This window comes from Acetobacterium tundrae (genome assembly GCF_008086615.1).
GTDB classification, from domain to species: domain Bacteria; phylum Bacillota; class Clostridia; order Eubacteriales; family Eubacteriaceae; genus Acetobacterium; species Acetobacterium tundrae.
On the sequence record NZ_RXYB01000018.1, the window covers coordinates 49,978 to 71,110 of the forward strand.

The following is a 21,133-nucleotide window of genomic DNA, read 5'->3' on the forward strand; positions in this document are numbered from 1 at the left end:
CATGAAAAGGAAAGGAAAATTGTTGGCTTTGGTGCTGACAGGGGCATTGGCAGTTGGCATGCTAACAGGATGCGGCAATGCTGGCAGTACCAAAAGTGAGGTGGAAAAAGAGTTTAATTATGGGACGGTGGCCTACAGTGTCAGTAATTCAAATACAGGACTGAATCCGCACGACTCTTACAGCGGCTGGTCGACGGTGCGTTACGGTGTCGGCGAAACCCTGTTCAAATTCAATGCGAAGATGGAACTGGAACCCTGGCTGGCAAAAGATTATGAACAGATTGATGATAACACGGTTAAAATCAATTTAAGAGATGACGTTAAATTCTCCAATGGGAAGAAAATGACCGGGGAAGCGGTTAAAGCCTGTTTTGAAGATCTGATTGCCAAACATGACCGGGCACCCAAGGATTTGCAGATCAAATCCATTACAGCAGATGGTCAGAGTGTCACGATTGTATCAGAAAACAAGGTGCCGGCTTTAATCAACTACTTGTGTGATCCCTATGGTGCCATCGTCGATGTAGAAGCAGGGGTAACCGCTGACAAAAATGTGGTGGGTACTGGTCCCTATGTGGCAACTGCTGTGTCGGATACAGAAATCAATCTGGAAGCGAATAAGGATTATTGGGGCGGCACACCGAAGGTAGGCAAGGTCAATGTTAAGAGCATCACCGACGGCGATACATTAACAATGGCATTGCAAAGCGGAGAAATTGATGCCAGCCAGGGTCTTCCCTATGCCAGTCTGAAGCTATTTCAGGATAACAACGATTATACGATCAGTTCCTGCAATACGTCTCGCGTGTACCAGGCGGCTTTGAATTACAATTCGCCAGTTATTCAGGATGCTGCCGTACGCCAAGCCATGGCCATGAGCATGGACAAAGACGGATTTGCTTCGACTCTACTTCAAGGTAACGGGACGCCTGCTATTGGTCCATTCCCGGCTAATCTGATATTTGGTGGAGACAAGGTTAATGCCTCTAAATATGATATTGAAGGAGCTAAGAAAGTGCTCGAAGCGGCTGGATGGGTGGATATCGATGGCGATGGTATTCGCGAAAAAGATGGTCAGAAATTGTCGGTCAAATGGTTAACGTATACCTCACGACAGGAATTGCCGTTACTGGCAGAATCGGTTCAGGCGAGCTACAAGCTGGCTGGGATAGACGTTCATGTTAATGCCACCGATAGCTATAAAGATTTTCTGAAAGCGGGCGATTATGATGTCTTTGCCAATGCCTTTGTCACCACTCCAACTGGTGATCCGCAATATTATTTCACAACTCATGTTGTTGATGGATCAGATTACAACCAGGGTCATTATCACTGCGAAAAGGTTGAACAATTGGTAGCTCAGCTTCGAACTGAATTTGATAAAGATAAGAGAAATGATCTGGCAGTAAAGATTGCCCAGCAGGTTGTCGATGACAACGCCTATATTTATGCATCGTATTTAAAAATGTCTTTTGTCATGAAAAAAGGTGTCACCGGCTTTACCTCCCATCCCTCCGATTATTATGAAATTACTGCCGACCTGGACATGAATTAAAGCAAGCAAAGGAAAAATATTATGCAACAGCCATTATTAGAAATGCAGCATGTGGAAATATGTTATGACGGCAAACCGACGGTATTTGATTTTAATCTGAAGATGGAGTTGGGTGAAATACTTGGCATTGTCGGCGAATCTGGCAGCGGAAAAAGTACCCTGATTAAAGCGGCCATGGGTCTTTTGGGCACAGCCGGCGCGGTGACCCGAGGTGATATTTATGTTAAAGGCAAAAACGTGCTGGATATTCAGAATGATGAATTGCGTCAGATGCGGGGACCGGAAATGGGAATGATTTTTCAAAACTGCGGCAGTGCTCTCTGTTCGATAAGGACCATCGGCGATCAATTATATGAGAGCATGGAACAGCATCACGCCATAAAAAGAGCAGCAGTGGATCAGTTGGCAATGCAGCTGTTTGAAAAAATCAATCTGCCGGATAGTGAGCGGATTCTAAAAAGCTATCCCTTTGAATTATCCGGTGGGATGAATCAGCGGGTGGGGATTGTCATGGCGATGATTCAAAAACCGGAGCTGCTGTTTGCCGATGAACCGACATCAGCACTGGATGTAACGGTACAGGCCCAGGTGATCCGGGAAATGATGGCCCTGAGAAACGAATTCGGCACCGGTATTGCAATCGTGACCCACAATATTGGGGTAGTATCCTATATGGCGGATAAAGTCGCCGTCATGCACAAAGGGCATTTAGTTGAATACGGTAAGACTCGGGATGTCATCAACAATTCTCAGGAAGCCTATACCAGAAAATTGATTCAGGCGGTACCAAGAATCAGAAAGCGGTAATCTCATGAGTGCATTGCTGGAGGTAAGAAATTTAAAGAAAGCCTATCAAAAAGGAAAAACGGAAATAATGGCTGTGGATGGCATCAGTTTTCAGATTAACAAAGGGGAGTGTTTGGGCCTTGTTGGGGAAAGCGGCTGTGGAAAAAGCACCACGGCCAAAATGATCACCCGTTTGGAAGCAGCGGATGAAGGCGGAATTTTTCTGAATGGAAAAGAGATTACGCAGGCCGGCAATAAAGAACTGAGAGCGATCTATCGAGATATTCAGATGATCTTCCAGATGCCGGTGGATTCCTTTAATCCAAGAATTAGACTGGGTGAAAGTATTATGGAAAGCATGATCAATCAGGGCATGAAACGGCACCGGGCGAAAGCGCGAGCGCAGGAATGTCTGGCGGTTTGCGGACTGCCAAAAGAATTTGCCGACCGTTATCCCCATCAGGTTAGCGGCGGCGAATGCCAGCGGGCATCGATTGCCAGAGCGATTGCCAATCAACCGAGTCTGCTGATCTGTGATGAAGCAACCAGTGCGTTGGATGTAACCATTCAGGCACAGATTCTAAAATTGATCCGGCAGTTTCAGAATGAAATGGGCATGACCTGTCTGCTGATTTGCCACGACCTGGCACTGGTTCAGGAAGTCTGTGACCGCGTCCTCGTGATGTCCAACGGCAGGATTGTGGAAGAGGGCACACCGGATGAGATCATCATGAATCCCCGGGAGGAGTATACAAAGAGATTGATTGATTCTGTGCTTTAAAATCCAAAGCTGATCAATGACGCTTAAACCGCTCTTTAAGCAGAGAAAAAAGGCCGGATTGGGATTACATCTTTCTCAATGAAATTAGTATAAAATTATACTTGAGAAAGGTGGTACAGATTAGGCGTTGTTTTAACGTCTGCTGATCGTGATGGTATCAAATTATATTAAGCCGAAGGCCAAGTGAGTGCACCACTTGACGCAATCCTATTTTATCGTTAAAATCAATAAAAGAGGAGGCTCTCATGAAACAGATTTTCTCAGTTTATTTAAAACCATTCTATCATCGCATGCTATTCGGGGTATTCTTTAAATTTACCGGTTCGATCATGGACCTTTTTTTGCCCTATATTCTGGCTTACATTATTGATAATGTCATTCCGCAAAACAACAAAACGGAAATTTATTACTGGGGCGTCGTGATGTTGGTCTGCTCGATTATCGGGGTGGCTTTTAATATTATCGCCAACCGCATGGCGGCCCGGGTCGGCAGTGATGCCACCGAGGTCATTCGCCATGATCTGTTTACCCGGGTGATGTATCTGTCCAGTCAACAAATGGACAGGATTACCAAGCCGTCGGTGATTTCCCGCTTAACAACCGATACCTACAATATCCATCAGATGATCATCCGGATTCAGCGGCTGGGAATCCGGGCGCCGATTATGCTGATCGGCGGGATTGTTGTCACCATGACCCTGGATCCGGTGCTGGCCGCGGTCTTGATCGGGATGATGCCGATTATGGTCATCATCATTACGTTGGTTTCCAAAAAAAGTATTCCCCTGTTTGGGGCCCTGCAGCAGACCATTGATCGTTTTGTCAGGCTGGTCAGAGAAGATATCAGCGGCATTCGGGTGATCAAAGCATTATCTAAAACAGACTATGAAAAAGCACGATTTGAAGTCATCAATGGCGAAGTGGTTAACCGGGAAAAAACAGCGCGAATGACCATCGCGGTTATTCAGCCGGCGATGAACGTGTGCCTGAATCTTGGTTTGGTCTGCGTTGTCTTAGTAGGCGCTTACGGTGTCAATAATGGCACAACCGAAGTGGGGAAAATTCTGGCCTTCATGACCTATTTTGCGATTATTCTTCAGGCGGTGCTGTCGGTTTCCAGTATCTTTGAGACCTGGACGAAGGCGACTGCTTCCGCTGATCGGATCAACTGGGTGCTAGCGCTTGAAGAGGAATTGACGATCCCGGCAGGGGAGCAAAAAGCAAGCGATTATTATTTGGAAGTTGCGGATGTCTCTTTTTCCTACAACAAAAAAGAACCGAATCTTGCCAATATTTCATTTGCCCTCAAAAGAGGCGAAACCCTGGGGATTATCGGGGAAACCGGGGCCGGTAAATCGACGCTCTTAAAATTACTGATGCGTCTGTATGATGTCGACGACGGCGCCATCTACATTGATGGTCAGAATGTTAAGTCGATTCCCCCGGGGAAACTGCATCAGCACTTTGGCGTGGTCTTTCAAAATGATATTATTTTTGAAGCCAGCATTGAAGAAAATATTGGACTGGAAAGAAATCTGTCGCCAGCAGAAATCGAAAAGGCTATTCTTTATGCCGGCGCCAAAGCATTTGTGGATGAAAAAGCAGACCGATCCGGGGAAGCCCTGACCATTAAGGGGGCCAATCTCAGCGGCGGGCAGAAGCAGCGCATTCTGATTGCCCGGGCCCTGGCGGCACAGCCGGATATTCTCATTTTGGATGATGCCTCCAGCGCTTTGGACTATAAAACTGATGCCGCTTTCCGGAAAGTGATAAAAGAACACTTTGGCGAGACTACGATCATCATTGTCGCCCAGCGGGTGAGTTCGATTCTGCATGCGGATCATATTTTGGTGCTGGAAAATGGCGCCGCCATCGGCTATGGCAAGCACGCACACTTGATGGCCACCTGTGACGTCTATCGGGAAATCAGCTGTTCGCAAATGGGGGAGGTCTGAGATGAGACATTCACAAAAATTCGAAAAACCGAAAAACAGAAAAGGAACCCTGATGCAACTCGGCGGCTATCTGATGCGCTTTAAGTGGCGGCTGCTGGTAGCGATTTTGCTGACCATCGGCAGTAATCTGCTGGCCCTGGTGGGTCCACTGTTATCCGGATATGCGATTGATGCCATTGAATTGGGTGTCGGACAGGTCAATTTTAGTCGGGTTTTTTATTTTGCTTTCTGGATGGTCGGCTTTTATCTTGCGTCGGCCGGACTTTCATATATTTTGGAAGTACTGATGATTACGATCAGCCGTAAGGTGACCTACGCCATGCGCAAGGATGTCTTCAACAAGCTGCTGGATTTACCGATCGGGTATTTTGATGTCCATCAGACCGGCGACGTGATCAGCCGGATTAGCTACGATATTGATACGGTAAACAGCTCGCTTTCCGATGATCTGGTCCAGGTTTCATCGGCGGTGATTACCGTGTTGGGATCATTTCTGATGATGCTGGCCATCTCCCCCAAGCTGGTATTGATTTTTGTTGTCACCGTGCCGCTGTCATTATTAATGTCGAAATATCTGGTTAAAAAGACCCGGCCACTGTTTAGCCGCCGTTCCGGGAAACTCGGAAAACTCAACGGTTTTGTCGAAGAAATGGTATCGGGTCAACGAACCCTCAAGGTTTATGACCAGGAAGAAAGTACCATCAAAAGATTTGACATCAAGAACAAAGAAGCGGTCGAGGCCTATTACAATGCGGAATACTACGGCAGTATGATTTTTCCAATGGTCAACTTTATCAATAACATTTCGCTGTCTTTCATCAGCGTGTTCGGGGCGCTTTTGTATCTGGCTGGCGAAATGACCATCGGGAAGATCTCATCCTTCGTCCTGTATTCCAGAAAATTCGCCGGACCGATCAATGAAATGGCCAATATCATGAGTGATCTGCAATCGGCTTTGGCGGCCGCCGAACGGGTTTTCGACCTGTTAAATGAATTGTCGGAAGCCCCCGATGCCAAGGAAGCGGTGCCGTTGGCAGATGTCAAGGGTGATATTGAGCTTTGCAATGTTAAATTCGGTTATAATCCCCAGCAGCTGATTATCAATGATCTCAGTCTAAAAGTGACGGCCGGCGAACTGATCGCCATTGTCGGCGAAACCGGCGCCGGCAAAACAACGATCATCAATCTGCTGATGCGCTTTTATGATGCGGATGCCGGACAGATTTATATCGACGGCACGGAAGTGCACGACGTGACCCGGGATAGCCTGAGAAAAGCCTACGCCATGGTGCTTCAGGATACCTGGATTTTTTACGGCAATATTTTTGAAAACCTGACCTATGGCAAAGAAAATGCCACTATGGAAGAAGTCGTAGCCGCCGCCAAGGCTGCCAGAATTCATTCCTTCATCACCCATCTGCCGGATGGCTACGAAACAATTTTAAGTGATGAAGGGGCCAATATTTCCAAGGGCCAGAAACAGCTTTTAAGCATTGCCCGGGCGATGCTTTTGGAGGCAAAAATACTGATTCTGGATGAGGCAACGTCCAATGTCGATACTAGAACAGAGAAGAAGATTCAGGAGGCGATGCGCAATCTGATGAAAGATAAAACGTGCTTTGTGATTGCACATCGCCTTTCAACGATCCAGAATGCCGATCATATTCTGGTTGTGGATCGGGGCGAGATCGTCGAAACCGGCACGCATCAGGAACTGATGCGCATGACCGGCCGCTATTGGCAGTTGTATCAAGCGCAGTTTGAGTAGGATAGAACTGCCCAATCGTAGTTTTAAAATTGAAAGATTAAGATCAGTTCGTCACTGATAAAACTTTTAAAAATAGGATTGGATGAGTTTTGAAAATAGTTATTGACATATGCTTTCTATGGATTATAATAATTAATTAATAGCATATGTCGATAACGGATGGTTTTCAATAGCTAATCCAATAGTGCAACAATGCTTTCGGTAATGGGTGTAAACCTTGTAAAAAATAGTTAGAAAAGAGGGATAAAATGAATAGCGAAGATGAAAAAAGTCAATTGGTCAAAGATTATGCCATTGAAAATTTTAAAAGTGGTTTAAATTGTGCAGAAAGCGTCTATGATGCGTTGTTGCGTGCCGATGTTTTGGATGTGCCCAAGGAAACGATCGCGATGTGTACCGGTTTTGGCGGCGGCATCGGACTTTGCGGGGAAACCTGTGGGGCACTGTCAGCCGCTGTGATGGCAAACAGTGCGGTTTATGGCAGAAAGGATCCCTGGAGCATCGATGCTGATGTGCGGGGACCTGAAGTCGGTCAAAAATATTACCGCCGTTATAATAATCTGGTCACAGAATTCGGCGAAACCAATGGCTCCACAACTTGTCGCGCCATCTGTGAGCCGTTTGAAGATTGGAATGGAAAAGATCGACGCGTGCACTGTATGAAAATGGTGGGGACAACGGCCCAATTAGCTTATAAATATCTGAAAATCTCTCAAGATGAAGCGTTCGAGCTGCCATATGGCGAAAAAATGAGTGATAACAAAAAGAAGTAGTCAAAAGAGTTACCTTATCCAGGTGTTGAAAATTTAGTTGATCCGAAGGTGACCAGCGTATCAATGTTGCGTTAACCTGGTTATGGATACAGATAAAAAAAGCGTGACAAAAAAAGAATTAGTTGGGAAGGCAGGAGGTAATAAGGAGCAGCGGATGAAAAAATATGCAAAAGAGGCGATTATCGCATCATTCAAAGAACTAGTCAGCCGAAAATCCATCGACCGGGTGACGGTGAAGGAAGTCTGTGACCACTGCGGCGTCAACAGACAGACTTTTTACAATCACTTTTCTGATCTGATGGCTGTTTTCAAATATATTTTCCATGAAGAATTAGCCCGGGAAATTGCTCAGAACCGCACCTTTGAAACCTGGGGCGGCGGGTTTCTGGCGACCATGAATTATACCAGGCGGCATGCGAAAATGATCCTGCACATCTACCATTCCTCCTACTGGCCAGAAGCCAACATCTATTTGACGCATCTGTCCAACCGCTTGCTGGATTGTGTGGTGGCGGAATGTGTCAAAGAACTGGATGTGGAGTTAAAGGAAGTCGATCAGAAATTCATTGTCAATTTTTATCGCCATGTCTTTAATGGGCTGCTGATCGACTGGGTCGACGACGGTATGACCGAAGAACCCGAAATCATCCTCAAAAAGCTGCTGATCATGATCCGCGGCAGCATTCCCCGCTCCGTGGAAGCCTTTGTTGACACGGATATCAAATAGCACAGAAGCAATCGCAAAAACCGAGATCATTGTCCGAGGCTGCTAATTATCCTGTGATGCGCGTTGAGGCGAACACTCGTTAGAGTGTCCGATCTCATGCGTGTCACGGATAATAGCAGCAGCGGACAATCCACAGTTAATAGTTATCACATAAAAGGAAGTGTCGAAGTCGACACTTCCTTTTATGTGTCTATTGAAGAAACTTTAACAATGGTTATATAATGCAGGCAATTAAATCATTCAAGGAGGATACATTATGTTTGTTTTCAACTATGCTGCGGGGGCATCCGCATTCAGCGTCTGGGGCGTCTGGGTAATCGTCTTCATTGCTCTCTTTGTTTTCAATGAAATTGCCCGAAGATGGAAATGGGTGGGCTTTTTCAGCTTTGTCATTTTACCTATTTTCCTGTCGACACTGTGGTTCACGGTCTTGCGGGACACCACCTATACCGACTGGTTTCATCTGGCCAAGGTCTATTCTGCCACGGCCGGCTGTATCGGCTTCTGGTGCATCCGTCATGTCAAATGGCAGAACAAAGCCACCGGAAAAGAACGGCGGCTGGCGGATATCAAATGGGTGCTCGGGTTTCCGGCCCTGATTCTAGCCATCAACATTCTGGAGGCCGTGTCCCGGGATTTCCAGATTGGGACGCAGTATGCCGGCGGCGGAATGCTGGCCGACGAAGCGATGTTTGTCCTGGGCGGGGCCTGGAATTTCATGAATGGCATTGCGGGGATCCTGAACATCATCACGATTACCGGCTTCCTGGGCATCTGCATTAAAAAGCGGACGGCTAAAGACGGCAGCCGGGATATGCTGTGGCCGGATATGCTGTGGTTCTGGATCATCGCCTATGATCTGTGGAATTTTGCCTACACCTACAACTGTCTGCCGGGTCATGCTTGGTACTGCGGTTTGGCACTGCTGCTGGCCCCAACGCTGTGTGCTTTCACGGTGGGAAAAGGCGCCTGGCTTCAGCATCGGGCCCAGACGCTGGCGATCTGGTGCATGTTCGCCCAGACCTTTCCGGCGTTCATCGATCAGGGGACGTTTGCCGTGGCATCCAGCTACAATACGCTGCCGCTCATGGCCTTCAGTTTGATGTCGTTAGCCGCCAATATCGGCGTCTTTGGCTACATGATCTTTAAAATTGTCAAAACCAGAAGAAATCCTTATCTGGGCGAATTATATACCGATCTGAAACCATACCAGGAAGTCAAGGCACTGGCCGAATAAGCCGATGATTGCCATGATTGTTGCGGCGCTTAGTTAAGGCGGCAGGAACAGCAAGGCCCGGATGGAGCGGTCGGAAGTTGACCAAATATAAGATAGGGTAAAGTAAGTTATGAAAGACCGAGACAAAAAAAGATTCAAAAGAAGCGAAAAGCGAGCTTGGCTGACGCTTAAATTAAATATAATCAAAGGGAGAAATAAAGGATGAACGCGTATAAAGTGCTTGAGATCAAGCAAAGTGTTTTTGACGATAATGATCGCCAGGCGGATCTGCTCCGAATTGAACTCAAGAAAGAGCAGACGTTTTTACTGAATCTGATGTCGTCCCCGGGGTCCGGGAAAACCACCACGGTGTTAAGAACCATTGAGGCGTTAAGAGATGAAATGACGATCGGCATTCTTGAGGCGGATATCGACTCCGATGTGGATGCCCGGACCGTTTCCGGGACCGGCACCAAAGTCATCCAGCTGCACACCGGGGGAATGTGTCATCTCGATGCCGAGATGACCCGCCAGGGACTGCTGGGGCTCGGGACCGCCGGCATCGATTTGGCCATTCTGGAAAATGTCGGCAATCTGGTCTGTCCGGCGGAGTTTGACACCGGCGCCGTAAAAAACGCAATGATTTTAAGTGTACCGGAGGGGGACGACAAGCCCCTCAAATACCCACTGATGTTTTCCATTGTCGACGTCTTGCTGATCAACAAAATCGATGCCGGGGATTATTTTGACTTTGATTTTGAAGCGGTGAAAGAACGAGTGACCAAACTCAACCCGGGGATTCGGGTGATTCCGATCTCCGCCAAAACCGGGGCCGGCATCGGCGAATGGGCAGACTGGCTCCGAACCGAAGTCAGAAACTGGAACGGGAATTAGCCGCTTTAAGGGATTGACAATGAAGGGGCTAGTTGCGAGACGGCCGTGAGCTTCGCTGCCAATTTACACGAAACACCAGAAGAAATCGCTACGCGAATTTCTTCGAGGTCGCGGTCAGTCGCCAACTACAAGCAAGCTTATGATTGGCTCGTTGCCTTCGCGAAATTTTTGCACTGCACGGCGGACAGTTCTCCGAACTGTTTGCCGGCACGTTACAAAAGCGTTTGTGAAACTGACATCAAAGCAATATTGGTTCGATTCTTTTAAATTTAGAAATCACTTGATATAATATAATAGGAGGAAATAAAATGGTTAAGAAAAAGGTGCTCGAACTGGCCAATAAAATAGCTGCCGGGATTACCGGCGGTATTGTCAAAGTGAAACCAACGGATCCGGAATATCGGATTCTGGAGCCCGTCACCTCGGACGAAGAGGCGGAAGTCGCCCTGAAGCTGGAAATCCGCCAATACAAAACCGTCGGGGAAGTCGCCAGGCTGTGCGGCAAGCCGGTCGATTACGTTGAGAAAATGCTATATAAAATGGCTGTCGACGGATCCGTCAAGGTTGAAAAAATAGACGGAGTTGATCAATACTGTCTGGAACTGTATGTTCCCGGGATCATGGAATACATGGTGGTCAACAAGGAAAACGTCGCGAAATATCCGGATATCGCCGCCTGTTTTGAAGAATACACAAGAAAACTTGGGGTGGTGATGGCCGGAAACATTCCGGTGGGGTCCGGGGTCATGCGAGTAATCCCGATCGAAAGCGCCATAGACGGGGACACGAAACGCGCCAGTTATGAGGAAATTTCCCACATTTTGAACAATCATGATGTTTTCTCTTCAGCGGATTGCGCCTGCCGAACCTCGATGCGGTCGATCGGGGAAGGCTGCGGCCACACCATCGAAGACATGTGCATCCAGGTGGGGCCGGCGGCGGAATACTATATCCGCACCGGCAAAGGCCGAAAAATCACCCGGGAACAGGCCTTTGCGATTTGCGATCAGGCCGAAAAGGAAGGGCTGGTGCATTCCATCCCCAATCTGTCGGGACCGGGAAAAGCTCTGGCCATCTGTAACTGCTGCGGCTGTTCCTGCTTCGGACTGCGCAATACCACCTTTTACAAAAATCCTGACTGGTCACGGTCGAACTACGTGGCCCAGGTGGACAAGGACAAATGCGTCGCCTGTGGCGAATGCGTGGAAAACTGTCAGGCCGGTGCGGCGACGCTGGGACAGAATTTATGCACGATCAACCCGCTGCCGGTTCCCGAGAAAAAGGATACCCCTTATGATACGAAGTGGGGCCAGGACAAATGGAATTACGACTACCGCCATCGCATCTTTGTCGAGGACAGCGGAACCAGCCCCTGTAAATCCGAATGCCCGGCGCACATCGCGGTGCAGGGCTACATCAAGATGGCCGCCCAGGGACGGTATCGGGAAGCACTGGAGCTGATCAAGCAGGAAAATCCCTTCCCGGCTGTCTGCGGCCGCATCTGTCCGCGAAAGTGCGAATCCGCCTGTACCCGGGGCAGTCTGGACGAAGCCCTGGCTGTTGATGAGGTTAAGAAATTCATCGCTGAACAGGATCTGCAGGCCGAGCACCGCTTTGTGCCGGAACAGCGCGCCCCGCGGTCCGAAAAAATTGCTGTTATCGGTGCCGGTCCCGCCGGACTGTCCTGCGCCTATTATCTGGCGGTTGACGGCTACCCGGTTACCGTCTTTGAAAAGCAGCCGAAGCTTGGCGGCATGCTGATGCTCGGCATTCCCGCCTTTCGTTTGGGCAAGGAGATCGTCAATGCTGAAATCGACGTCCTGAAAGAACTGGGCGTGGTATTTGAAACCGGCGTTGAGGTCGGTCGGGATATCACCCTGGCGGAGCTTCGCGAAAAAGGCTATCAGGCCTTTTATCTGGCCATCGGCGCCCAGACCGGTAAAAATTTGGGTCTGGCAGGTGAAGAGGCCCAGGGCGTGATGACCGGCGTTGATTTTCTGCGCCAAGTCAGCCTCGGTGACGAGCTAAAACTTACCGGCCGGACTATCGTCATCGGCGGCGGCAATGTGGCCATCGATGTGGCCAGAACGGCCGAGCGCATCGGTGCCACCACCATCGAGATGTTTAGCTTGGAAAGCCGGGCCGGCATGCCGGCGCTGGATGAAGAAATCGCCGAAGCTTTGTCCGAAGGGATCGCGATCAGCAATTCCTGGGGGCCTAAACGCATCCTTCAGGAGCACGGTCAGGTCGTCGGGGTGGAATTCAAAAAATGTTTGTCCGTCAGCGATGATAGCGGCCGGTTCAACCCGCAGTTTGATGAACAGGAGACCCGGATTGTGGCCACGGACCATGTCCTGATTTCAGTCGGCCAGGGGCTGGACTGGGGCGGATTACTGGATGACACCACGATTGAATTGAACCCCAACCGGACTGCCAAAGCCGATCCGCTGACCTACCAGACCGGCGAAGCCGATGTATTTGTCGGTGGGGATGCCCTGACTGGTCCCAAATTTGCCATTGACGCCATCGCGCTGGGTAAACAGGGAGCGGTTTCGATTCATCGCTATGTTCACGGCGACAATCTGGCGCTGGCCCGGGAGCGGGAATACCACGCGCTGGATACGGCCAACCTGAACATGGCGGGCTATGACCGGCTGCTCCGCCAGCGGGCGATTCATGTCGACGGCAGCCGCTCGAAGGAGACTTTTGACGATCTCCGCGTCACCTTTACCAAAGAACAGATTCAGCAGGAAACCGAACGCTGCCTCGGCTGCGGCGCCACTTTTGTCGATCAGTATCAGTGCGTCGGCTGCGGCGTCTGCACCACCAAATGCAAGTTTGACGCCATTTCCCTGGTCCGCAAATACGACCAGCCGGGACTGGAGCTGAAGGCCATGAAACCGGCGGTGATCAAGCATGCGATCAAGCGCCAGGGCCGAATTGCCGTCAAGAACACGAAAAAATCCCTGCATTCGGTTTTCTCAAAAGAATAAGCTCGGATAGCACTTAAGCCATCAGAAGCAGCGGTTTTTGCACGACGACGCGATGTGATTGTCCGTTGTTGTTATTATCCGTGACACACATGAGCTCGGATAGCATCAGAATCGAACAATGGTTGCTTGGATGTCAGTTTCACAAACAATTTTGTAACGTGTAGGCGAACAGTTCGGAGAACTGTCCGCCGTACAGTGTAAAAGGTGTTTCGTGAAACTGGCAGCGAAGCCTATGGCCGTTTTTATTATCATTAAACAAGAGAGGTGAAGGCCCATGCATGAATTGGGAATTTTAATGGGAGTCGTTGAGACGGTGGAGAAGTTTGCGAAAAAAAATGGCGTGACGAAAATTCAAACGCTGGTGCTGCAGATTGGCGAGCTCTCGTCGACGATTCCGAAGTACATCGAAGACTGTTATCCCGCCGCCGTGGCCGGAACGCTGCTCCAGGAGACGGAATTAAAAATCGAGATCCTGCCCGGCAATGCGATCTGCCAAAGCTGCGGCAAAGTATTCAATCTGATTGCGAATCATGACGCCTGCCCTGGCTGCGGCAGCGGCGACTGGGAAATCTTATGCGGCAAAGAGTTCATGATCAAAGAAATCGTCGCCTGCTGAGCGCGCGGGAATGATGAATGACCAGGCTGAATGCGCGGTTGTCATTATCATGGCGGGTACGCCTAAAAACGTTTACGAACAATTGAAATGCTATGTGAAGTAAGTAGTCTTATATGCAGTCTCAGAGCCCCCTTTTGTGGGGTTCTTTTTTTGTTTGGTGGAATTTTTTCGGCCAATCCATTTTAAACAACATCGCTTTTAAAGATAGACACCGCAATGCCAATCATGGTATGATATCGTCAATTAATTTCAGCCTATTTTATAGAAATCGGAGAACCATTGATGAAAAACAAGCTGCTGATTTGGGGTGTATTTGCGACACTCCTGCTCTTTTGTGTGCCGGTGACGGCATTGGCCAACGACGCCACCCCGGGGGTGGCCTACCGGGGGCATATTCAGGATATTGGAAACTATCCCACGGATGAAAACACATGGATTCAGGGCCCGGAAGAACTGGGTACGGAAGGGCATAGCCTGCGCCTGGAAGGCGTCCAGATTAAACTCACCGGGGCGATCCCGGCTGGCGCCCACATCAAATACAACGTCCATGTCCAGGATATCGGCTGGCTGTACAGCGAAACGGATACTAGCAGCTGGGCCCAGGACGGCGCCTTTGCCGGAACCACTGCCCGCAGCCTGCGCATTGAAGCCGTCAGAATCATCCTCACCGATGCCGACGGCAACGCTCTGCCCGGCTACAGTGTGGCATACCGAGGCCATATCCAGGATATTGGAAACTTTCCCACCGATGAAAACACTTGGCTTAAAGACGGCGACCGGCTGGGAACCGTGGGCGAGAGCCTGCGTTTGGAAGCGCTCGAGGTAAAAATCGTCAGCAATCCAACCGATCTGACCGTCTACAATGCGCTGCTGGAAACGATCAGCAAGTCGGTGGAAACGGATTATACCGCCACGTCCTGGACGGCGCTGCAAAAAGCACTGATCGCCAACGCGGTGACGGCGGACACGGACCAGCTTGATGTGAACCAAGCCACCGCTGCCATTCAGACGGCGTTCGACGGGCTGGTGAAAAAAGCGACAGCGGTGGTTTATGACACCGCCGGCACCTACGGGCCGGAAACGGGCACTCAGGTGATCGATGGTGACGTGATCGTTAAGGCGGATGGGATAACGCTCCGGAATCTTCAGATCAATGGCAATCTCTACATCGGCGCAGAACAGGTCGCTGAAAAGGCTGAAGCAAGCTCAGCCGCTACGACTAATGTTGACCAAATTACACAAGAAACAACAGGTTCCATAACGACTGAACTCGAAAAGATTTATATCGCGTATTTTACCAGAATGTCAGCGGGGACGGGTGTCGGTATTTCAGGAAGTCCGTCACAAGCGTTCTCATTTTCCTTGCCAGGCGGCACCCAGTTCACGGTAACCACTCCGGGTGGCGGAGTCGGAACGGGTGCACCGATGCAAATCACGGCCGGTGGCAGTGGCGGATCTTCCAGTGGTAGCAGTGGCGGTTCTGCCGGTGGCGTTAGTGTTGGCGGCGCCATTGGCAGCCTTAGCTTACTGACACCAGGTACGCAACTCTCCTTAGCACCAGGCTGCCAAGTGCAACAGCTCTCGGTTCTCATGGAGGCACCTAATTGCGGCGTCATAACGTCACCGACGGCCGTGATCCAAAAAGCGGTTATTCAAGGAACGGGAGCTGCTTTCTCGGGTCCGGGAGCGATCCAACATGCTGATATTCAAGCCAATGGGGCCAGCTTTGCAACCCGACCGGGTGCGTTTACAGTGGCACCGGGAGTTACGACTCCGCCGAGCATGCCAGCCCCGCCGGATTCTGGCGGGGGTTATACGCCGCCGGAGCCGGTGTCTGTTGAATCCGTCACCCTGAATACTAATGCCTTGGATGTGGGGATGACCAAAACGGCTCAGCTGATTGCCACGATAGCACCTGACAATGCCACTGATCAAACAGTGACCTGGTCATCCAGTAATGATGCTATCGCCACGGTGGATAATACCGGGAAGGTTACCGGCATCAAAGAAGGCGGGCCGGTCATTATCACGGCCACATCTGCCAATGACAAAACGGCCAGCTGTGCGGTGACGGTTAAAGATTTGAATCTGGCCATTACTGGATTGACTGTTCCCTTTCATGGGGACAAGCCGGATGCGGCCATTGATGCGACTTATCAGTATACCGGTGCGGTGACCTGGCGGGAACAAGGGGCCAGTGCGGATCTGCAAACCACGGATACATTCGATGGCGCTAAAACCTATGTCGCCACGATTACTCTGAGTCTGCTTGCGCCCTATACCGTCGCAGATATTCCTGCCAACTGCTTTACGGTGGCTGGGGCCACCACCACCAATGATGCAAATACCGCGGTGGTCACCGCCGTGTTTGCACCGTATGACCAATACCGATTTGATAATGCCGGCGTGATCACGGCCTATTCCGGCCCGGGTGGGGAATTGGTGATACCGGATATATTTAAATTCACCAGCGACAGCGACGCAATTACGGTGACCGGGATTGGGGATAATGCGTTTAACAACAGGGGTTTAACCCGGGTTACCCTGCCTGGCGGCATCCAGGTCGGAGATCATGCTTTTGCAAAAGATCTGATCACCAGCATCACGATTGGTAACAACGCAACCATCAGTAATGTCGCAGATACAATGGGGGTTTATGGCTCAGCGTTTTACGCCTATTACGTGAATGCTGATACTAGCAAACCGGCCAAAATCGCCGGCCACTACTTTTATGAATCTGGTGCTTGGCAGATCGATAATGGCCTGAGCTTTGTCGGGGCGACCATCACTGCTTTTGACAAAACCAAAGGGCCTTATGTCTTTATCCCCAAAACAGGGGCGGGAACGGACATTACCGCAATCGCCGATGGCAATGAGAATAAATTAACCGGGGTATTTAGTGACGGCGGCCTAAAAACCCTGATCTTTGCCAGCGACAGTCAAGTTAAGACCATCGGTAGCCTGGCCTTTACCAAAAACATGCTGGTCAGCATCAGCTTGCCCGATACCGTGGAAACCATAGGTTTTGCTGCCTTCTATAATAATCAGCAACTAAAAAACGTGACCCTTTCCAGTGGTCTCAAAACCATCGATGATAGTGCTTTTCAAAGCTGCAGTCTGGATACTCTGACCCTGCCGAATAACTTAGAAACCATCGGGGTGTCGGCGTTTGCGGAGAATAAGCTGGCCGGTACGCTGACCATACCGGCATCGGTTACGTGTATTAATGACGATGCATTCAGGAATAATACCATCACCAGCCTGGTGATTGAAAAACCCGCCGACACCCTGACGATTCAAGCCAGCGCTTTTAAAGCCGGAAGTGATGAAAGAAATCTGATTACCCGCATTACCATTCCGGCCGAGGTGACGATCAGTGATGATGTCGCTACCATGGGATTTTATGGGGCTAATTTTAAAGCCGCCTACACCGCCGGTGGGGCCGGGATTTACAATTATGACAGCGGCACGGCGACCTGGGTCAAAGAAACCATCCCGGTAGGGGTGACATGCCCTTCTGTTGGGGTGACACCAGTGACGACGATTGCTGTCGATGACCGGTTTGAAGGAAATGTGGTTTGGACGGAAACAGCCAGTAAGGCATCTGTTGCAGAAACGTTTGTCGGCGGAAAAGCCTATACCGCCACGATTACCCTGACCCCAAAAGGCGGTTATAGTTTTCCGGCCGGGATTGCTTTTAGCGTTGACGGAGCGACCATTAACTTACCGATTATATTTGCTGATGGCAAGGCCACCATTGTCGCTGACTTTCCCCTGCTTGAGTATGACATCACTGCTGCCGGGGTGATTACCCGCTACTATGGATTAGGTGGTGATGTGACCATTCCGGATAAGGTCATCGGCACTGTGGTGACAGGCATTGGAAAAGAATTGTTTATTTATAAGAGTTTGACCGGGATCTCCATCCCGGCAACGGTGACAATCATTGAGGAAGGAGCGTTTCATGATTGCAGCAAGCTATCAACAGTGACCTATAGAGGGACATCGCAATTAAAAACGCTTGAAAAAGATGCTTTTGCTAACTGTGCGCTGACAAGCATAACACTGCCAGATCAACTACAAGTTATTGGCGAGTACGCCTTCAATGGCAACAAATCAAATTCCCTTACGATTCCCGGATCAGTGACATTGATTGGCGATTCAGCATTTAGCGATATCGGCCTCAGTAATCTATTAATTATGGACGGGAATTCATTGTCAATTGTAGAGCATGCTTTTTATAATAATCCACTAACATCCATCACCCTGCCTGATAACGTGGCAATTGATACTAATTCCAATACCATGGGGAAAAATGATGCCGGGTTTATAACTGCCTATACAGTCGGTGGTACCGGTACTTACACTTACAATGCCAATACGTCCCCCAACTGGATAAAATAATAACAAAAAAGGAGAAATATTTATGATAGTTAAAGTTATTTCAGCAGGCAACTTTTGGGACGGACTGACCGATGCGCCAGTCGGTCCCCGGGAAATTTTGGTACAAGACGGCGTGATTCAGGAAATCGGCACCACTGTAGCGGCACCGGCAGGGGCTGTGCGGATCGATCTGTCGGACAAGCTGGTGATGCCCGGGCTGATTGACGCCCACGTCCACATTACCTCCCGGTCCGAACTGCCCGGCGGGTTCTGGAGCTATTCCTCGGCGGCCAAGGCGCTTTACGGTGCCGAGGCCCTTAAAATCCACCTGAACAACGGCTTTACCACCGTCCGGGATTGCGGCGATATGGATGTGACCGGCTACACCATTCAGGATATCAAACACGCGGTTGATTCCGGCCTGATTGAAGGCGCCCGGCTGATCACATCGGGCCATATGATTTCCCCTCGCGGCGGTCATATGGATCTGACCACGCTGCTCAATCCGGTTTGCAATGCCACTCAGAACTGCCTGGCGGACGGGCCGGACGAGATCCGCAGCACCGTCAGAAACGAAATCAAGTGGGAGGCCGACTGGATTAAGTTTGCCGCTTCCGGCGGGTTTTCCAGTCCCTCGGATGATCCGGTTTATGTGGCCTATACTCAGGCAGAAATGAATGTCCTGGTGGAAACTGCGTCCCAGCAGGATCGCCCGGTGGCCGCTCATGTGATGGGCGATGAAGCCGTGAAAATGGCCGTAACGGCCGGGGTGCGATCGATTGAGCATGGCAGTCTGGCATCCCAGGCGACCATCGACCTCATTGAAGCAAAAGGCGTCTTTGTGATCCTCACCCACTATGCGGTGGTTCGCGGAGCCCGGTTTGCCGATGATGATCAGTACTGGATTACCTGCGGCGCGACTCCCGCGGCGAAACGAAAGGTCCGCAAATATAAGGATACGCTGCTGGAAACCGCCGCTAATTTTGCCAAAAGTCAGGTCAAACTGGTGTTTGGCACCGATCTGGGACTCCACGACTACCGTGTCACCGGCGCTAAGGAGTTTGGGGAAATGGTTGAAAACGGCGTAGCCCCGGTGCGGGCTTTGAAAGCAGCCACAAGTGTGGCCGCCGAAATGCTGAGCCGGGACGATCTCGGGGTGTTGGCCCCGGGCAAAACAGCGGATATCATTGCTGTTGCCGGCAATCCCTTTGACGATATCACCGCCGTGGAAACCGTCGCCTTTGTCATGAAGGCCGGGAAGGTTTATAAAGAAATCTAGAACGTCATGTAAAAAAGTAGCGACCATTGGGTCGCTACTTTTTTTGATTGCTGTTCTGCTAAAATTACGTTCATTTAAAAGATAGACACCTCAATGCGGTTATCAAATCATTAAAAAAAGAATTTAGCAGGATATTTTACTGATCTTTTATCAGCGGCACTGAAGCCAATAGAAAGGCTTGTTTTATTTTATTTAGTTTCATGTAAATAATTACCATATTGCATCTATACAAAAGTTTAAAATTGCTTTATAATAAATAAAAAGCATTTGTTTCAACTGACACGAATGATAGCAAAGAGGGGTAATTTTAAATGAAAAAAATGACATCGGGAACACTGACCATCAGCATGGTGACAATACTGATGCTGCTTGCATTGTTCTGCTCCACCAGCGTTTTAGCTGCGGATAAGACCGCCATCGGTTTTGGCGTCGCCTACCGGGGCCATATTCAGGACATCGGTAACTTTCCCACGGATGAAAACACCTGGATTCAGGGCCCGGAAGAACTGGGTACGGAAGGGCACAGCCTGCGTCTGGAGGGCGTCCAGATTAAACTCACCGGGGCGATCCCGGCTGGCGCCCACATCAAATACAACGTCCATGTCCAGGATATCGGCTGGCTGTACAGCGAAACGGATACTAGCAGCTGGGCCCAGGACGGCGCCTTTGCCGGAACCACTGCCCGCAGCCTGCGCATTGAAGCCGTTAAAATCATCCTCACCGATGCCGACGGCAACGCGCTGCCCGGCTACAGTGTGGAATACCGGGGCCATATTCAGGATATCGGAAACTTTCCCACCGAAGAAAATACCTGGATCAATGACGGCGACCGTCTGGGAACCGTGGGTGAGAGTCTGCGTCTGGAAGCCCTTGACGTGAAAATCGTCAGCGTTCCAACGGATTTAACCGCCTATAAGGCGCTGTTGGCAAGCATCGGTAAGTCTGTGGAAAAGGATTATACGGCCATATCCTGGACGATCCTGCAGAAAGTAATGACCGACAATGTGGTGTCGGCGGATAATAGTCAGATTGACGTGAACCAAGCTACGGCCGCTATTCAGACAGCTTTCAACGATCTGGTGAAAAAACAGGCAGTGGTAATCTATGACAAGGCCGGCACCTATGGTCCGGCAACCGGCACCGAAACGGTGGCTGGGGATGTCATCATCAAGGCCGACGGGGTCGTCCTCCAGAATCTGACGATTCAGGGGGATCTGACGGTTGCTGCAGAAGTAGGCAATGGCACCGTCACCCTGAACAATGTCAATGTGGCGGGGGATACCTTTGTCCGCGGCGGCGGGGTCAACAGCATCCACATTAACGGCGGTACTTATCATAACGTGACGGTGGAAAAAACCGCCACCGACCAGGTGCGGATTGTCGCTACGGATGCCCAGGGGCTGGCAG

At 50.0% G+C, this 21,133-nt stretch carries 13 protein-coding genes and 1 pseudogene; all 14 read left to right on the forward strand.

Translation table 11 applies throughout. The features are described from left to right. The first annotated feature begins 1 nt into the window (after position 1). Complete coding sequence (locus FZC40_RS13250) at positions 2 to 1,555, forward strand: ABC transporter substrate-binding protein (protein WP_148605118.1); 1,554 nt, start codon at positions 2 to 4, stop codon at positions 1,553 to 1,555. A gap of 21 nt (positions 1,556 to 1,576) precedes the next feature. Further along, positions 1,577 to 2,362, forward strand: coding sequence for an ABC transporter ATP-binding protein (locus FZC40_RS13255; protein WP_148605120.1), 786 nt, complete (start codon positions 1,577 to 1,579; stop codon positions 2,360 to 2,362). 4 nt (positions 2,363 to 2,366) lie between these two features. Beyond that, entirely contained in the window at positions 2,367 to 3,122 is a 756-nt protein-coding gene (locus tag FZC40_RS13260; RefSeq protein WP_148605122.1) for an ABC transporter ATP-binding protein, read from the forward strand. Positions 3,123 to 3,367: 245 nt separating this feature from the next. Continuing rightward, complete coding sequence (locus tag FZC40_RS13265) at positions 3,368 to 5,077, forward strand: ABC transporter ATP-binding protein (RefSeq protein WP_148605125.1); 1,710 nt, start codon at positions 3,368 to 3,370, stop codon at positions 5,075 to 5,077. 1 nt (position 5,078) lies between these two features. Then, positions 5,079 to 6,845: an ABC transporter ATP-binding protein gene (locus FZC40_RS13270; RefSeq protein ID WP_148605127.1), complete on the forward strand. Its 1,767-nt coding sequence runs from the start codon at positions 5,079 to 5,081 to the stop codon at positions 6,843 to 6,845. A gap of 248 nt (positions 6,846 to 7,093) precedes the next feature. Continuing rightward, positions 7,094 to 7,618, forward strand: coding sequence for a C-GCAxxG-C-C family protein (locus FZC40_RS13275; protein WP_148605129.1), 525 nt, complete (start codon positions 7,094 to 7,096; stop codon positions 7,616 to 7,618). A 154-nt stretch (positions 7,619 to 7,772) separates the two neighbouring features. Continuing rightward, the gene (locus FZC40_RS13280) at positions 7,773 to 8,345 is read left to right on the forward strand and encodes a TetR/AcrR family transcriptional regulator (RefSeq protein ID WP_148605152.1); all 573 of its coding nucleotides are present in this window, start codon (positions 7,773 to 7,775) and stop codon (positions 8,343 to 8,345) included. A gap of 256 nt (positions 8,346 to 8,601) precedes the next feature. Beyond that, positions 8,602 to 9,582, forward strand: coding sequence for a DUF5692 family protein (locus tag FZC40_RS13285; RefSeq protein WP_148605131.1), 981 nt, complete (start codon positions 8,602 to 8,604; stop codon positions 9,580 to 9,582). Between the two features lie 201 nt (positions 9,583 to 9,783). After that, a complete protein-coding gene (gene hypB, locus FZC40_RS13290; RefSeq protein WP_148605133.1) occupies positions 9,784 to 10,455 on the forward strand; it encodes a hydrogenase nickel incorporation protein HypB in 672 nt (223 codons plus the stop codon). Between the two features lie 308 nt (positions 10,456 to 10,763). Beyond that, positions 10,764 to 13,448 (forward strand): FAD-dependent oxidoreductase, encoded by a 2,685-nt coding sequence (locus tag FZC40_RS13295; RefSeq protein ID WP_148605136.1) that lies wholly within the window; start codon positions 10,764 to 10,766, stop codon positions 13,446 to 13,448. A 274-nt stretch (positions 13,449 to 13,722) separates the two neighbouring features. After that, a complete protein-coding gene (locus tag FZC40_RS13300; RefSeq protein WP_148605138.1) occupies positions 13,723 to 14,064 on the forward strand; it encodes a hydrogenase maturation nickel metallochaperone HypA/HybF in 342 nt (113 codons plus the stop codon). A gap of 282 nt (positions 14,065 to 14,346) precedes the next feature. Then, positions 14,347 to 18,468: a leucine-rich repeat protein gene (locus FZC40_RS13305; RefSeq protein WP_148605140.1), complete on the forward strand. Its 4,122-nt coding sequence runs from the start codon at positions 14,347 to 14,349 to the stop codon at positions 18,466 to 18,468. A 22-nt stretch (positions 18,469 to 18,490) separates the two neighbouring features. Then, complete coding sequence (locus FZC40_RS13310) at positions 18,491 to 19,726, forward strand: metal-dependent hydrolase family protein (protein ID WP_148605142.1); 1,236 nt, start codon at positions 18,491 to 18,493, stop codon at positions 19,724 to 19,726. Positions 19,727 to 20,037: 311 nt separating this feature from the next. Continuing rightward, positions 20,038 to 21,133, forward strand: a pseudogene (locus FZC40_RS13315) (Ig domain-containing protein); the annotation flags it as partial.

Excerpts from the sequence above, each read along its gene's own strand:
- FZC40_RS13280 (WP_148605152.1), top strand. The coding sequence starts at position 7,773 with ATGAAAAAATATGCAAAAGAGGCGATTATCGCATCATTCAAAGAACTA.
- FZC40_RS13295 (WP_148605136.1), top strand. The coding sequence starts at position 10,764 with ATGGTTAAGAAAAAGGTGCTCGAACTGGCCAATAAAATAGCTGCCGGG.
- FZC40_RS13260 (WP_148605122.1), top strand. The coding sequence starts at position 2,367 with ATGAGTGCATTGCTGGAGGTAAGAAATTTAAAGAAAGCCTATCAAAAA.
- FZC40_RS13265 (WP_148605125.1), top strand. The coding sequence starts at position 3,368 with ATGAAACAGATTTTCTCAGTTTATTTAAAACCATTCTATCATCGCATG.
- FZC40_RS13255 (WP_148605120.1), top strand. The coding sequence starts at position 1,577 with ATGCAACAGCCATTATTAGAAATGCAGCATGTGGAAATATGTTATGAC.
- hypB (WP_148605133.1), top strand. The coding sequence starts at position 9,784 with ATGAACGCGTATAAAGTGCTTGAGATCAAGCAAAGTGTTTTTGACGAT.
- FZC40_RS13310 (WP_148605142.1), top strand. The coding sequence starts at position 18,491 with ATGATAGTTAAAGTTATTTCAGCAGGCAACTTTTGGGACGGACTGACC.
- FZC40_RS13275 (WP_148605129.1), top strand. The coding sequence starts at position 7,094 with ATGAATAGCGAAGATGAAAAAAGTCAATTGGTCAAAGATTATGCCATT.
- FZC40_RS13270 (WP_148605127.1), top strand. The coding sequence starts at position 5,079 with ATGAGACATTCACAAAAATTCGAAAAACCGAAAAACAGAAAAGGAACC.
- FZC40_RS13305 (WP_148605140.1), top strand. The coding sequence starts at position 14,347 with ATGAAAAACAAGCTGCTGATTTGGGGTGTATTTGCGACACTCCTGCTC.
- FZC40_RS13285 (WP_148605131.1), top strand. The coding sequence starts at position 8,602 with ATGTTTGTTTTCAACTATGCTGCGGGGGCATCCGCATTCAGCGTCTGG.
- FZC40_RS13250 (WP_148605118.1), top strand. The coding sequence starts at position 2 with ATGAAAAGGAAAGGAAAATTGTTGGCTTTGGTGCTGACAGGGGCATTG.
- FZC40_RS13300 (WP_148605138.1), top strand. The coding sequence starts at position 13,723 with ATGCATGAATTGGGAATTTTAATGGGAGTCGTTGAGACGGTGGAGAAG.